Source organism: Oceanobacillus sp. MO10714A, from assembly GCF_037072045.1.
Lineage (GTDB): Bacteria > Bacillota > Bacilli > Bacillales > Amphibacillaceae > Oceanobacillus > Oceanobacillus indicireducens.
In genome coordinates this window covers 60,261-74,413 of record NZ_JAXHDC010000007.1, presented here as the reverse complement: position 1 = coordinate 74,413, position 14,153 = coordinate 60,261, and the positions used below count along the sequence as shown (strand labels likewise).

Genomic DNA, 14,153 nt, shown 5'->3' with positions numbered 1-14,153 from the left:
CCTTTATATCGATGAGTTATTTTTAGAATATACAGCACATCTAAATTTCAAACTCTGATAAATCCTTTAATACATGAGTTGGCTGTACGTCATAAGTCAAAATATCTTCTCGTTTTGAAAAGCCACCCTCAATGTAAATGGTTGGAATTCCTGCGTGTATTCCTGCTAAAATATCCGTAAAATAATTATCACCAATCATTGCCACATCTTTTCTTGAAAGACCTATTAAATCTAAAGCCTTTTCCATAATCGTACTATTTGGTTTTCCAATAAAAATAGGTTCCATACCTGTAGAAGCACTAATAACAGATGCCAGCGCACCATTTCCTGGCATTAACCCTCGTTCTGTCGGAAGCGCCAAGTCCCCATTCGTTACAATAAAAGTTGCTCCATTATAGATTGCTAAACAGGCTTGAAAGTATTTTTCATAATTTATTTCACGGTCCAGTCCAAATACAACATAATCGGCTTCTTCTCCTTGTTCAACAAGAGTCAGCCCTTTCTCCTTCAGAGCTGATTGAAGACCCATTTCACCAATCATATAAATTCTTGCATTTGGGTTCTGGTCATAAACATACTGAGCAGTCGCCAATGAAGATGTATAAATTTGTTTTTCTGTAACCGGGTAGCCAAATGACTTCAATGTTTCTACAACCATTTGTGGTGTCTTTGTTGAATTATTAGTTAAAAACAAATAAGGTATTTCTCTGTCGTGTAGTTTTTTTACAAACTCTAATGTTTCCAGAATAACTTCTTTTCCACGATAAGCAGTGCCATCTAAATCAATGAAATATCCTCTATACATCCTAATCCTTCTTTCCAACATTTATTATGTCTTTGAAATATCCATAAACCCTTCTCCAAACACGTCCCGCACATCATGGATTGCAACGAAAGCATCTTTATCCGTTGCCTTTACAATTTTCTTTAATTTAATCACTTCTTGTTTGCTAATAATGATATATAGAATTTCTTTTGTGTCTTTCGTATAATATCCATGTCCAGAAAAGACGGTAACACCCCTACCAATTGATAGATTTACCTGTTCGGCAATTTCATCCGGATTTTTGGTTATAATTGTAGCAGCTTTTTTCGGATTTAAACCCTCAATAATGAATTCCATTACTTTTGTTCCTATGTATAGCATAAGAACGGTCAACATCACTTTTTCTACCCCTATGATAAAGTAAGACCCCATGACAACAATTAAATCAAAGAATAACAGGCCATAACTGATACTCCATCCCAAATATTTATTCGTGATACTAGCAAGAATTGCCGTTCCCGCAGTCGTACCCCCGACTCTAATAATTAAACCAATCCCGACACCAGCAAAGACCCCACCAAATATCGCATTAATAATAATCTCATTTGAATCAACATTCCAGCTCTCTGTTAGATGCAAAAATAGCGAAAAGAATAATATCGTAATAATCGTATAAACGGTTGTTGTTTTTCCTAAAAACCGGTAACCTACGACGAGTAGAAATGAGTTTAATATAAGGTTAACAAGTCCGGGTGACCATTCGAACATATAGTAAAATATAATCGTTAACCCCGTTACTCCCCCTTCACCGAGCTCATTTGGTATAACAAAAAGATTAATCGATAGAGCGAATATCAAGGAACCTATTATAAGAAAAATAATATCTATTATTCTTTTCTTCATAACGATCTCACATCCTTTACTTGACTTAATTTTAATTTAAACAGAGAATGATTAACAAAACAAATTTATATTAACTAGACCATTAATTACTTTCATAATGGTGGGCTTACTGTTACGATCCAGCGGTATGAAATTCATGCGATTAAAAGCCTGAAGATGAATTAGGATTCCGCCTGTTAATCCGTAATCGTTTTTGAGATTAGTTTAACAAGACATCAATATGAATAATATCTTGTTCGAGGAAGCGGCCGCATTAGTCGGAATGGAAACAGGCTGTATCAAGGTCGGGACTTTTTCAAGTGTTACGACGAACTGGATGCCGACGATTTTTAAAGCATTTAAACAGAGCTATCCAGGGATTTCGATTGAATTTGTTGAGGATGATTTCGACGGGCTCGAAGATAGAGTAATCGCTGGAGAACTGGACTGCTGTTTTACAACAAAACCGGCTGGTAAAAATATTGAATTTATCCCTTTAAAAAGAGACCCACTATATTGTATCGTATCGGAAGCAAGCCCCTTACACAAACAGAAAAAGATGAAAATGAGTCAACTGGAGGAATATCCGTTGATTCAGCCGGAAGTAGGCTGGGACAATGAAATCTATGAATTATTTCACCGACATCACATTGAGCCAAATGTAAAATATAAAATTTCGGACGATCATTCGATTTTTGCCCTAGTTGAAGCGAATATCGGGATCAGTATCCGGCCAGGACTCGTATTAAAACATTATTGGCATCATATTATCCCACTTGAATTTGAAAAGGAGGCATATCGGGTGATCGGAATTGCACATACTGACCAAGCATCACCTGCGACGAAAAGTTTCATTTCTAAAGTGATAGAGTTGTATCAAGATGATGAGTAAATAAGTTGGGACAGATAAAGTGAAACTTCATTCAGTGGGGGTTTCCTTTCCTCCCCACTGAATGTTAGTTGAACAGAATCAGGGATTTACGGACTGTATATCCCACATCTTCATATGTTGGTCTTCCCTCCTGTTTAGAAGTGGGGGTATTACAGACTGTTAATGCGTGATAAAGACTTGATCTCCAGCCGTCCCATCTTTTTTAGTTTGATTCTATATTATAAACATGAATTGCATTTTTCGTTGTCGCTTCAGCAACTTCTTCAAGCGTTATCCCCCGCAGCTCAGCAATTTTCTCAGCAACAAGCTTAACATAAGCTGGTTCATTGCGCTTTCCACGGTTCGGATGTGGTGCGAGATAAGGTGCATCGGTTTCAATTAATAAGCGGTCTAGAGGCACTTCTTTTGCCACTTCTTTCGGTAGCGGGGCATTTTTAAATGTGACCGGACCACCTAACGAAATATAAAAATTCATATCTAAACAGCGGTCGACATATTGGACGGAATCATTGTAACAGTGCATAATGCCACCAACCGTATGGGCTTTTTCTTCTTCAAGAATTTGAATAATATCTTCCGTAGCTTCCCGATTATGGATAATAATCGGCATGTCTAATTTTTTCGCCAGTCGTATCTGTTTTCGAAACACTTCAGCTTGAACGTCTTTCGGAGATTTATCCCAGTGATAATCGAGCCCCATTTCACCGATAGCAACAACCTTTGGATGCTCCGATAACTCTTCAATCCAAGTTAATTCTTTATCCGTCATATCAATCGCATCGACTGGATGCCACCCAATAGCTGCATAAATCGTCTCATACTGTTCCGCTATTTCAATGGCAAGGGGAATCGTTTCATGGTCAAAGCCAACAACGGTCATATGCGTAACCCCTGCATCAAAGGCACGCTGAATCGTTTCTTCGCGGTCTTCTTTAAATTGCCAAGCATTTAGGTGGACATGTGTATCAAATAACATTCTTTCAGCTCCTTTATATAAAGAAAAGAAACCCTGCTCCATGTGGCAGGGTAATTCTTTTTTATAGGTTTACGATATTAATGAACCATTCGGTACGTCTTGAGGTGCTTCAATAACGGTAAGTTTCCCGTCAGTTTCTGCAGAAAGAATCATACCTTGACTCACTTCTCCACGCATTTTACGTGGTTTCAGATTCGCGACAATTACTACCTTTTTACCTATTAATTCTTCCGGATTCGGATAGTGCTCGGCAATCCCGGATAAGATCTGACGATGTGCTTTATCGCCCGCATCAAGGCGGAATTTCAGCAACTTGTCCGCGCCTTCCACTTTAGCGCATTCGATCACTTCCGCAACCTTCAGTTCTACGCGGTCAAATTGATCAATTTTAATCTGTTTCTCTTTGCTTGAAACAAGCTCCGTTTCTTCTGGGTCCCATGCTTCTTCAGCAGTATCACCAGTCATTTGAGAACGGATATACTCCGCTTCTTCTTCTACATCAAGACGAGGGAATATTGGTGTCCCTTTTTTAATAACTGTAACATTTTCAGGGAAGTTCCCAAATTGAATGTCTTTCCAATCACCTGCTGTATCAACATTCAACCCGAGCTGTTCGAAAATCTTTTTCGGTGCGTGAGTGAGGAACGGTTGTAGCAAGGATGCAGCAATTCGCAAGCTTTCCGCCAAATGAATCATAACACTTGCCAGTTCCGCCTGTTTGTCTTCCTCTTTTGCAATCTTCCACGGCTCGGTTTCATCAATATATTTATTCGCACGGGAGATCAGACGCCATACAGAGGCGAGCGCACTACTGAACTGCATTTTCTCCATCTCTGTCTGATAATCTGCAATTGCTTCTGCCGCTGTCCGTTGCAAGTCTTCATCAAATGCAGTAACGTTCCCTTTGTAGCTTGGAACTTGTCCGTCCAGATATTTATTAATCATTGCGACCGTACGATTAAGTAGGTTCCCTAGGTCATTCGCAAGGTCGAAGTTGACACGGGAAACGAAATCTTCTGGAGTAAAGACCCCATCACTTCCAAAAGCAACCTCACGCATCAAGTAATAGCGCAGCGCATCTAATCCGTAGCGTTCAACAAGCATTTCTGGATAGACGACGTTCCCTTTTGATTTCGACATTTTCCCGTCTTTCATTAATAGCCACCCATGGGCAAAGACTTGTTTCGGTAACGGTAAATCAAGGGCCATCAACATAATTGGCCAGTAAATCGTATGGAAGCGGACAATTTCTTTACCAACCATATGAACATCTGCCGGCCAGTATTTATTAAATAGCTTATCATTTTCCGTACCGTATCCAAGTGCGGTAATATAGTTTGTTAAAGCATCAATCCATACGTACACGACATGTTTTGGATTGCTTGGAACAGGGATACCCCAAGAAAAGACGGTACGCGATACTGCCAAGTCTTCCAGTCCCGGCTTAATAAAATTATTGATCATTTCATTTTTACGGGATTCCGGTTGAATGAATTCAGGATGTGTTTCGTAATATTCAAGTAAGCGGTCTGCATACTTACTCATTTTAAAGAAATACGATTCCTCTTTGATCAGTTCAACTGGATGTCCACTGTCCGGGGATTTTCCAGCAACGATATTTCCGTTCTCATCGTATTCCACATCGACTAATTGTGTTTCCGTATAGAACGTTTCATCTGGAATAGAATACCAGCCTTCATACTCATCAAGATAAATATCACCTTGTTCAAGGAAACGTTCAAATATATCCTGTACAACTTTTTTATGGGTTGGCTCGGTTGTACGGATGAATTTATCGTTGCTAATTTCAAGCAACTTCCAAAGTTTCTTCATTCCTTCTGCCATTTCGTCCACGTAGGCTTGCGGTGAAACATTCAAATCTTCTGCTTTTTGTTCAATTTTTTGCCCGTGTTCATCACTTCCCGTAAGATAGAACACATCATATCCGGTCATTCGTTTATACCGCGCCATGACATCACAGGCGATTGTGGAATACGCATTACCAATATGTAGCTTTCCACTTGGATAATAAATGGGTGTTGTTATATAAAAGGTGTTTTTCGAATTACCCATGGTGAACCTCCTCATTAGTATCTTTCTACCTAAAATCTATTGTAACGATTATATAAGAATTTGCCAAATACCGCAAAAGTGCTAAGCCTCATGTCTTAGCCAATCGGCAAGTCTTCTTTATCCCGTCATGAGGTAAAGGAAGTCTTGCTAGTAGCTGGGTGCTGGATCTGGGCGTGGTAGTTAGGCTATTACAAAAAGCTAAAATTGTAATTGGTTATAATTGGCTAAACCGCGAATATAAGATTGTTTTCGACAAATGGATTCATCAATTTTCTAACTAATGAATATTTTGAGAAATAAAATTGACATTATTTAGTGATGTTGTTATTCTATTGCTAAGTAAAGATGTTGCTATTTGTATTCTTTTAGTTTAACTAGAGTTATCAGTAATTGCAGAATATAGAGATAAATATAAAGTATCTGCGATTATTTAGATAAAGAAAACAAGGAAATTGGCAGCGTACATATAAATAGCGCCATTTCCAACATTATCTGGGGAGGATAAAAATATGAAATCTACTGGAATTGTTCGCAAAGTCGATGAGCTTGGGAGAGTCGTAATCCCAATCGAGTTAAGACGTACACTGGATATCCACGAAAAAGATCCGATTGAAATTTATGTGGATGATGACAAAATTATTTTACGGAAATATGAATCTCGGATGGAGTGTCAGATTACTGGTGAAGTATCCGATGATAACTTGCTTCTCGCGGGTGGCAAACTCATCCTAAGTAAAAATGGAGCCGCTGCGCTAATTAAGGAAATTGAATCCCGCTTAGTTAACTGATTATTACTACCCTATAGGGGTAAGTTCCTTCATAAGCTCTAAAAATAAATGAACTGGGTTGAATCTGCACCCAGTTTTATTTTTGTGTAACTCCTAGTTCTGAATATGATAGTTTTGGTAGACTTCCCGCTTCGGAATTCCTCGGTCTACTGCTGTTTGCTTAATTGCCTCCTTACTCGATAATCCTTCCTTATCTATATAGTGTTCGACATGCTCTTTCATATCGAGCCCTGTCCACCAGTCCCCTTCAGTATCTGTCTCATCCTCACTTGCTCCTTCTACGACGATGACGAACTCACCCTTCAATTCATTTGTTTCCGTCCAAGCGAGCACTTCTTCCATTGTCCCACGAATATATTCCTCAAAACGTTTCGTAAGTTCGCGAGCTAATGCAATTTCTCTATTTCCTAATGTTTCATGTAGAACATTCACTGTTTGTTTTACCCGGAATGGGGATTCATAGAATAGGAGCGTTGCTGAGATTGATCTTAACCGTTCAAGTACTTCCACCATTTCTTTTTTCTTCCGTGGCAAAAATCCATAAAAATAAAATTCTTCAGTGGAAAGTCCTGAACCGACAAGAGCACTAAGGGCAGCGTTTGCGCCTGGTAAAACAATGACTTTAATATTACGCTCCAATGCGGCTTCAACAATATCTGTACCCGGATCAGAAATGGCAGGCATTCCCGCATCACTCACAACAGCGATTTTGGCTCCTCTTTCCGCTTCGTTGATCAGCTTTTCTATTTTTTCTTTCTTCGTATATTCATGATAACTCGTAAGCGGGGTAGTAATTTCAAAATAATTGAGGAGTTTCCTCGTATTGCGCGTATCCTCTGCTGCAATAACAGTCGCCGTCTTTAACGTATTCAACGCTCGGTACGTAATATCCTCTAAATTCCCAATCGGTGTGGGAACAAGGATAATGGCACCTTCTATTTCATTTGCAAAGCTTTTTTGAATCATCATTTCCGCACACACTTCTTTCTATTAGCCCCGATTAACGCTTCCTTCTGAGGACGTGAGAGCTGCTTGATTTGATATTCCCGTTGTAATGCTTCTTCCTTTGTCGGAAATTCCTCTATATGTACCACTTCAAAGGGGCCTCGGCCTCGGGTATATTTTGCCCCTTTCCCTGATTCATGCATCATGACCCGGTGGGCAAGATCGTTCGTATAGCCTGTATATAACGTATTATCCTTACATTTCAACATGTAAACGAGATGTGCTTTAGCCATAGATAATGCTCCTAGCTTCCTCCGTATAGCTTCCATCGTCATTATAAATATATAGTGGAGGAAGAAGTTTGATATCCGGTTTCCCGTCTCGAATCCCTTCGACTAGTAGCATGTTCGCTTCTTTTCCATGCTTTGGATAAACAAACTGGATCCGTTTGGGTTCTATTCTTTCCTGCCGGAAGCGTGCAATAATATCGACGAGTCTTCCCGGCCGGTGAACCATTGCAACTTTTCCGCCTGGACGGACGTGTAATTTACATGCTTTAACAACATCCTCTAACGTACAATAGACCTCGTGCCTTGCAATCGTGAGGTATTCATTTTCGTTATGCTCCGTTGCTTTTGGCGAACGGAAATAAGGTGGGTTACACGTTACTACATCAAAACTGCTATGACCAAGCACTGGCAGCATTTCCTTTAAATCGCCGTGGATGACAGAAAGCTGCTCATTAAGGTTATTTAACGTGATATTTCGCTCTGCCATTTGATAAATCCGTTCTTGGATTTCCACACCTGTAATCTTCGCATTGCTCCTTTTCGACAATAGTAAAGGGATGACGGCATTTCCCGTACATAAATCGAGGATTGTCCCACGTTTGATTGGAATACTTGCAAAATGGGCAAGCAATACTGCATCAAGTGAAAAGGCAAATGCTGTTGGGCTCTGGATAATTTTCATCGACTCATCGGCCAATAAGTAATCGAGTCGTTCGTCACCATATAGTTTTACCATATTTGAATCCTTTCTATGCTAACACCTTAATAAAGTGAAAACTTCATTCAGTGGGGATATTACAGACCGTTAATTCGTGAGAAAACTGCCCTATTTTTTATAATAGGACAGTTTTAGCTAGTTCGTTATTTTCTCTTTGCAAAGAAATCCAGACAAAAAATACAATCTTCATTTTGTCGTGGACTTCCAAATTCTAAATTACAAATATGAAAACCTTCATCGTAAAGCCTTGCAAGGTTGTCACGGCCTTCACCTGGTAAGTATTCTTTCGTATCTTCATCTTTATTGTTTTGCTTCTGTTTTTCTTTTTCCTGATTCGTTTGCTCTAAATGATTGCGCAAATTGTGATTCTCTACTTGCAGGCGATGATTTTCTTCAAGCACGCTACTCAGTTGCCCTTTCAATTCGCCAAGTCGTTCATATAGTTCACCAATTTGCTTTTCCATATCGGCAACCTGGTCAAATATTTCCCTATTATTCACGCCCACTCACCTCTTCACTACTTTGTGGCCTGCGCTAACATTCCTTCTTCGATCATTTCATCCAATGTATATTCAATCGTACGTTCTTGTTCTTTTAATTCTATGTGTACGAGTTTTTCCAGGATATTTAAACCAACAACCTTGCCCTTACCGTGTGGCGTTTTAATCGCTTCGCCAAAGTCTGGAAGTTCTCTTTTAGCTTCTTCATAATGATCATTTTCATACTTCAGGCAACACATCAAGCGGCCGCATAATCCGGAAATCTTCGCTGGATTAAGGGACAAGTTTTGATCTTTTGCCATTTTAATCGATACCGGCTCAAAGTCACCTAAAAAGGTCGAACAACAAAGCATACGTCCACATGGTCCAATACCACCAAGCATTTTCGCTTCGTCACGGACACCAATTTGCCTTAATTCGATTCTTGTCTTGAACATCGCTGCGAGGTCTTTCACAAGATTACGGAAATCGATCCGGCCGTCTGCCGTGAAATAGAAGATGATTTTATTCCGGTCAAATGTATATTCCACATCAACCATATTCATCTCCAGTTCATGTTCTATGACCTTTACAGAACAGGCTTCCATTGCTTTCTGGGCTTGTTTCTGATTCTCGACAACGGTGCGTTTATCTTCATCGGTCGCTACTCGAATCACTTTCTTGAGCGGGAGGACAACATCTTCCTCGTCCACCAGCTTACTCGCAATAACAACTTTCCCAAACTCGATCCCGCGAATTGTTTCCACAATTACATAACTATCCGGTGTAATCTGTTCTTCCCCTGGATCAAAATAATATATTTTACCCGCCTTTTTAAAGCGGACACCAATTACTTCTATCATTCTATTTTTTTCACCTCTTCATTTTCAGTACGAGCTGCTCCATTACTAATGTAGGCTGGACATTTTGTGAGAGTTTCCGTTTTGCCTGGATGACGTAATCAAGCAGTTTCGATAAATGATGTTGTGAAAATTTCATCGAGCTCTTCTCGAGTAATGCATCCGCCGGTTTGAAAACGGTCATCGCATCCTCATTCCCAATATGGTAATAGAGGACGTCACGCAGGGCAAGGAGTAATATATCAAGCCCTCGGTCGTGATCATCTCTCTCTTTAAAATGTGCGAGCCATTTACTGTGGAGATAGAGATAAACATTTTCATGATTCGTGGTGAGCATTTCAATTAATTGTAACACTAGCTTTCTTGCTTCCACAAACCATTCGTCTTGGACAACCTGGAACGCATCATCCAAATTATTCGTCAGAGCACTCATCAAGGTAGCATCCTGCTCCCGCATCCCTTCTGTAACCAACTGTTTCCGGAATTGGATAGGATTGAGGGGTTTTAAATCAATGACCTGACAACGAGAACGAATCGTTGCTAGAATCGCTCCACTGTTCTCCGTAAGCATCATTGCTGTCGTCTGTTTACTCGGTTCTTCTAAAAACTTCAGGAGACTGTTCGCTGCATTTACCGTCATCCGGTCCGCATGTTTAACAACATACACCTTCTGATTGGATTCCATCCCTGAGTAGGAGAATTCCTTTTGCAAATGCTGCACCTGCTCCTTCGATATGGATAAACCTTCTGGCTCGATCCAATGAACGTCCGGATGGTTGCCAGAAGTGATTCGTTTACAATTAGTACAGGTGTTACAAGGCTCAGCCCCTTGTCTATTTTCACAGAATAGACTCTTTGCCATGACAAGGGCGATCTGTTCTTTTCCAGTTCCTCGTTCACCTTGTAAAAGATACGCATGAGAAATTCGGCCTTTTTCTATACTGTTTGTGAGAATCTGAGTTGCCATTGGCTGTATTTCTGTTAATTCAGACCAAGTATTCATGGGTATCCTTCCTTATCATCTAGCGCTTTCGCTTTTGTTACGTCTAGCTCTAGCGCCCAGCGACTAGCAGATTTCCTGCTCCTCCGTCGATAAGTCAACATCAGCTTCCTTTGGTCGCTGTGTTTCCTTTATCTCCTGCGGACCAGTCCAATCTGTACGTCGCTGAACGGGCGCTTTCGCTTTTGTTACGTATATATGTTAATCAGTAAACCCTTGATTTCGCCTATAAGGTCAAGGATATCTACCGTCTTCTTTTCCTGATTCATCACTTCTTCTGTGAGTTCCAATAGCTTGTCATCAAGCTCTTTAATAATCGTCAGTTTACGGCTGCTGCCATCGAAACTGAACGAATGTCCGTGTTGTAATTTATAACCGGTCGAGACTGTTTCTTGTAAAAATCCTTTGATCATTCGTTTAAATTTAACAAGCTCCCGCATCGTGCGGTAGTGTGCTAATTTTTCCCCTTGCTTTGAAATGTTTTGTATTAATTGCTGCAGTTCTTGCTGTTTCAAATTCTGAGATTCGGATTGTACTAATTTTTGGAAGGACTGGGTCTCCGCATGAATTGGCCTAGGGATCTTTACTTCTGTCTGCGATTTTATTTCCTGGCTGATTTTCATTCCTTCTCCACTCCTTCCATTTTTGTGCTTTTCCAAGGAAAAATAAAATAAAATCCTCTGTATTACAAAATTGCGAGCAATGGCCACGTCCAGCACCAGTGCCCAGCAAAGTCCAAATGAATTACTTCTTGAGTAAGCCTCTATGAGTAATCTTCTTAAGGCTTTGTAAAACGACTTATCCTGTAAAGGCGCTTGCGCCTTTGTTCGCTTTAGAATTGAATAAATGATTCAATCGGCACGACAAAGACGGTTGCGCCACCAACTTCGACTTTAACTGGCTTCGGTATATACGAATCAGCGCTTCCTCCCATTGGTGAAATTGGAGCAACCATTTGTTCACGCTGGGAGCAATTTTCTTTAATAATATCTAGAGCTGCATCAACTTCATCGTCATTACAACCAATCATTAAAGTCGTATTACCTTCTTTTAAAAATCCTCCTGTTGAAGCAAGTTTCGTCGTTTTGAAATCTTCTTCCGCCAGCGCATTAACGAGACGGGTGGAATCCTTATCTTGAAGCACAGCAAAAATTAATTTCATTGGTTTAGTCTCCCTTCTTATTTTAAATAAGCTAAAATACAATCCAATGCACTTCTCTCAACATCTTGGAAGGCCTGGTTGGCATTGATTTTTTGAATGCGGTTTGGATACTGCTCATGAAGCAATTGATAACCTTCATACACTTTTTCATGGAAAGCAATTGTCTCTAGATCTAAACGGTTCTTCTCTCTATTCTTATTCGCCGCAATCCGCTCTAATCCCTTTTTTGGAGCGATATCAAATAATAATGTTAAGTTCGGCATCACATCCTGGATGGCAAATTGATTAATCTGGAACACTTCCTCCATCCCAAGGCCCCGGGCATACCCTTGGTAGGCGAGGCTTGAGTCGATAAAACGATCACAGAGCACAATTTTTCCTTCGTCGAGTGCAGGAAGGACTTTCTCTACCAGATGCTGTCTGCGGGCGGCGGCATAGAGTAATGCTTCTGTGCGTTCCTCCATCTTCGTGTTCGCACGGTCATGGAGGATCGTGCGGATTTGTTCCGCAATGTCAATTCCACCCGGCTCTCTTGTTGCTACAACTTCATAGCCCAAGTCTGTTAATTTATCAGTTAATGCGTGGAGAACGGACGTCTTTCCCGCTCCTTCCACACCTTCAAACGTTATGAATTTTCCCTTCACTGCTTTTTCTCCTTCAGGTTATTACTTAAAAATACGGATACCTTCATTCCGCTGTTGAATTCGTACACCACGGGCAGTGAGCTGTTTGATTGCTTGGATATGCTCGTGGGTCACCACTTCTCCTTTTAATATAAAAGGAATTCCCGGCGGGTAAGGAATAACTGGCTCAGCGGCAACTTCCCCGATACTTGCTTCTAAGGGGATGAGTTTAGTTTCCAATCCTTCCATCTCTCTATAGGACAAAGCTAATTCTTGCCATTTGCTAGCAAAAAAGTTTACTACCTCTATTGTAGCATGATTTCGCTCGTTTTTTAATTTTTCATTGACAGAATGGATGACTTTTTTCAAGCGATTCCATTCAGTAAATGGTGCGAGCCCGAAAATAAAAAGAATTTGCCGATCCGTCACGAGCTCCGGGTATATTCCTTGCGCTTCAAAGAGCATGGCAGCCTCTTTTGCAGTATACCCATCTTTCAGCTGAATTGTTAATTTTAATGGATCGTTGGATGAGATAATTTCCCATTTGTCGAATGTTTCGGCTGCGAATAGTGCTCTGATTTCTTCCGCGTCAGTAAGTGCTTTCTGAATCGTTTCTTCCGTCTGATTGGCAAGAAAATAGCGCGCGATATCTAAAGAAGCCATAAGCGGATAAGATGGGCTGCTTGATTGAAGCATTTGTAATCTGTAAGCTAGGCTTTCTTTCGTGACACGTGTTGAATTTATATGTAAATAAGAAGCCATTGTCATTGCTGGAGCCATTTTATGAGCGGAGTGTACAACAACGTCCGCACCAAATTTTAAGGCGGTAGACGGAAACGGATTTCCTAGACTAAAATGGACTCCATGTGCTTCATCAACAAGAACAAGGGTGTTATTTTTATGAGCGAGTTCAATCATTGCTTTTATATCATACGTCCGTCCAAAGTAGTCTGGGTACATCAGAATAACAGCTTTTGCATCTGGATGTTCAGCAAGTGTGTCCGCGAGTGTTTCGTATGCTGGACTTGTGAACCTATGAACTTCTGAGTCGTATTCCGGTGCGATAAAAATTGGATGCGCACCAGCGAGTTCGAGGCCATTCATGATGGATTTATGACAGTTGCGCTGGACAATGACCTTCTCTCCTTGCTTACAGGTTGCGAGAATCATGGCAAGATTGCCTACCGTACTCCCATTGATCAAGAAGAAGGTATGATCAGTTTGGAAAAACTCAGTTGCGAGCTCTTCTGCTTCAGCAATTGCTTCTTGAGGCGCGTGCAAGTCATCGAGGCCTGGAAGCTCAGTCACATCAAGCTTCAAAATGTGCCCATAATATGTCTGCGCTTGTTCCGGAAATATTGCACCATTTTTATGGCCAGGCACATGGAAGGAAAGTGGGTTGGTTTCGGTGAATTCTTCCAGCATATGTAGAATTGGAATGTTTTTTTGCTTCATTGATGGGTACCTCCTCCTGTTAGGTATAGTTTAACATAGAGCTTGGCTGGGCGGGAGGGTGCTCAGTCGTCCCAGGACCCCTCCCATTTGTGAACCTCAGCATTTGAGTTGTTAACTTCGGCATTTGCAAATTTACAGTACATTTATTCAAACGGAGCTGTTGGAAAATGAGATATTGTTCATAGTAGAAGAAAATCCCGCACAACAACGAAAAGACCCCTTTTAAAAAAATATCTAAAAGGGG

At 40.6% G+C, this 14,153-nt stretch carries 16 protein-coding genes; 2 read left to right on the top strand and 14 right to left on the bottom strand.

Annotated features, from left to right (window positions below; all coding sequences use genetic code 11):
- Positions 1-40: 40 nt before the first annotated feature.
- Positions 41-805, bottom strand: a complete 765-nt coding sequence (locus tag SPD53_RS07260) for a TIGR01457 family HAD-type hydrolase (protein WP_336252108.1) — start codon at positions 803-805, stop codon at positions 41-43.
- A gap of 24 nt (positions 806-829) precedes the next feature.
- A complete protein-coding gene (locus SPD53_RS07255) occupies positions 830-1,669 on the bottom strand; it encodes a YitT family protein (RefSeq protein ID WP_336252107.1) in 840 nt (279 codons plus the stop codon).
- A gap of 220 nt (positions 1,670-1,889) precedes the next feature.
- On the opposite strand from SPD53_RS07255, the gene SPD53_RS07250 reads away from it, so the two are divergent.
- Positions 1,890-2,540, top strand: a complete 651-nt coding sequence (locus tag SPD53_RS07250; RefSeq protein ID WP_336252106.1) for a LysR family transcriptional regulator substrate-binding protein — start codon at positions 1,890-1,892, stop codon at positions 2,538-2,540.
- Positions 2,541-2,742: 202 nt separating this feature from the next.
- Here the strand turns inward: SPD53_RS07250 and SPD53_RS07245 are convergent, their stop codons facing one another.
- Both SPD53_RS07245 and metG read right to left on the bottom strand, forming a co-directional pair.
- Complete coding sequence (locus SPD53_RS07245) at positions 2,743-3,516, bottom strand: TatD family hydrolase (protein WP_336252105.1); 774 nt, start codon at positions 3,514-3,516, stop codon at positions 2,743-2,745.
- A 69-nt stretch (positions 3,517-3,585) separates the two neighbouring features.
- The gene (gene metG, locus SPD53_RS07240; protein WP_336252104.1) at positions 3,586-5,589 is read right to left on the bottom strand and encodes a methionine--tRNA ligase; all 2,004 of its coding nucleotides are present in this window, start codon (positions 5,587-5,589) and stop codon (positions 3,586-3,588) included.
- Between the two features lie 509 nt (positions 5,590-6,098).
- Between metG and SPD53_RS07235 the strand changes: the two genes are divergently transcribed.
- Complete coding sequence (locus SPD53_RS07235; protein WP_156855284.1) at positions 6,099-6,377, top strand: AbrB/MazE/SpoVT family DNA-binding domain-containing protein; 279 nt, start codon at positions 6,099-6,101, stop codon at positions 6,375-6,377.
- 93 nt (positions 6,378-6,470) lie between these two features.
- On the opposite strand, the gene rsmI is transcribed toward SPD53_RS07235, so the two are convergent.
- From rsmI to SPD53_RS07185, 10 genes are all read right to left on the bottom strand, one after another.
- Positions 6,471-7,346 carry a 16S rRNA (cytidine(1402)-2'-O)-methyltransferase gene (gene rsmI / locus SPD53_RS07230; RefSeq protein ID WP_336252103.1) on the bottom strand — a complete coding sequence of 292 codons (876 nt, stop codon included), beginning with the start codon at positions 7,344-7,346 and terminating at the stop codon, positions 6,471-6,473.
- Entirely contained in the window at positions 7,343-7,615 is a 273-nt protein-coding gene (locus SPD53_RS07225; RefSeq protein WP_336252102.1) for a GIY-YIG nuclease family protein, read from the bottom strand. Before SPD53_RS07225 ends, rsmI begins: the two co-directional genes overlap by 4 nt.
- Positions 7,608-8,348 carry a tRNA1(Val) (adenine(37)-N6)-methyltransferase gene (locus tag SPD53_RS07220; RefSeq protein WP_336252101.1) on the bottom strand — a complete coding sequence of 247 codons (741 nt, stop codon included), beginning with the start codon at positions 8,346-8,348 and terminating at the stop codon, positions 7,608-7,610. Before SPD53_RS07220 ends, SPD53_RS07225 begins: the two co-directional genes overlap by 8 nt.
- A gap of 125 nt (positions 8,349-8,473) precedes the next feature.
- Positions 8,474-8,830, bottom strand: a complete 357-nt coding sequence (yabA, locus tag SPD53_RS07215) for a DNA replication initiation control protein YabA (protein WP_156855288.1) — start codon at positions 8,828-8,830, stop codon at positions 8,474-8,476.
- A gap of 17 nt (positions 8,831-8,847) precedes the next feature.
- The gene (locus SPD53_RS07210; RefSeq protein ID WP_156855289.1) at positions 8,848-9,672 is read right to left on the bottom strand and encodes a PSP1 domain-containing protein; all 825 of its coding nucleotides are present in this window, start codon (positions 9,670-9,672) and stop codon (positions 8,848-8,850) included.
- 10 nt (positions 9,673-9,682) lie between these two features.
- Positions 9,683-10,672 carry a DNA polymerase III subunit delta' gene (gene holB / locus SPD53_RS07205; protein WP_156855290.1) on the bottom strand — a complete coding sequence of 330 codons (990 nt, stop codon included), beginning with the start codon at positions 10,670-10,672 and terminating at the stop codon, positions 9,683-9,685.
- Between the two features lie 185 nt (positions 10,673-10,857).
- On the bottom strand, positions 10,858-11,292 hold the full coding sequence (locus tag SPD53_RS07200; RefSeq protein ID WP_156855291.1) for a YaaR family protein: 435 nt from the start codon (positions 11,290-11,292) through the stop codon (positions 10,858-10,860).
- Positions 11,293-11,501: 209 nt separating this feature from the next.
- Positions 11,502-11,831, bottom strand: a complete 330-nt coding sequence (locus SPD53_RS07195; protein ID WP_156855292.1) for a cyclic-di-AMP receptor — start codon at positions 11,829-11,831, stop codon at positions 11,502-11,504.
- A 17-nt stretch (positions 11,832-11,848) separates the two neighbouring features.
- A complete protein-coding gene (tmk, locus tag SPD53_RS07190) occupies positions 11,849-12,475 on the bottom strand; it encodes a dTMP kinase (protein WP_188856992.1) in 627 nt (208 codons plus the stop codon).
- Between the two features lie 21 nt (positions 12,476-12,496).
- Positions 12,497-13,909 (bottom strand): aminotransferase class I/II-fold pyridoxal phosphate-dependent enzyme, encoded by a 1,413-nt coding sequence (locus tag SPD53_RS07185; protein ID WP_336252100.1) that lies wholly within the window; start codon positions 13,907-13,909, stop codon positions 12,497-12,499.
- Between the last annotated feature and the right edge of the window lie 244 nt (positions 13,910-14,153).

Coding starts and splice junctions, on each gene's coding strand:
- SPD53_RS07260 (WP_336252108.1), bottom strand. CDS start 805: ATGTATAGAGGATATTTCATTGATTTAGATGGCACTGCTTATCGTGGA.
- SPD53_RS07255 (WP_336252107.1), bottom strand. CDS start 1,669: ATGAAGAAAAGAATAATAGATATTATTTTTCTTATAATAGGTTCCTTG.
- SPD53_RS07250 (WP_336252106.1), top strand. CDS start 1,890: ATGAATAATATCTTGTTCGAGGAAGCGGCCGCATTAGTCGGAATGGAA.
- SPD53_RS07245 (WP_336252105.1), bottom strand. CDS start 3,516: ATGTTATTTGATACACATGTCCACCTAAATGCTTGGCAATTTAAAGAA.
- metG (WP_336252104.1), bottom strand. CDS start 5,589: ATGGGTAATTCGAAAAACACCTTTTATATAACAACACCCATTTATTAT.
- SPD53_RS07235 (WP_156855284.1), top strand. CDS start 6,099: ATGAAATCTACTGGAATTGTTCGCAAAGTCGATGAGCTTGGGAGAGTC.
- rsmI (WP_336252103.1), bottom strand. CDS start 7,346: ATGATGATTCAAAAAAGCTTTGCAAATGAAATAGAAGGTGCCATTATC.
- SPD53_RS07225 (WP_336252102.1), bottom strand. CDS start 7,615: ATGGCTAAAGCACATCTCGTTTACATGTTGAAATGTAAGGATAATACG.
- SPD53_RS07220 (WP_336252101.1), bottom strand. CDS start 8,348: ATGGTAAAACTATATGGTGACGAACGACTCGATTACTTATTGGCCGAT.
- SPD53_RS07210 (WP_156855289.1), bottom strand. CDS start 9,672: ATGATAGAAGTAATTGGTGTCCGCTTTAAAAAGGCGGGTAAAATATAT.
- holB (WP_156855290.1), bottom strand. CDS start 10,672: ATGAATACTTGGTCTGAATTAACAGAAATACAGCCAATGGCAACTCAG.
- SPD53_RS07200 (WP_156855291.1), bottom strand. CDS start 11,292: ATGAAAATCAGCCAGGAAATAAAATCGCAGACAGAAGTAAAGATCCCT.
- SPD53_RS07195 (WP_156855292.1), bottom strand. CDS start 11,831: ATGAAATTAATTTTTGCTGTGCTTCAAGATAAGGATTCCACCCGTCTC.
- SPD53_RS07185 (WP_336252100.1), bottom strand. CDS start 13,909: ATGAAGCAAAAAAACATTCCAATTCTACATATGCTGGAAGAATTCACC.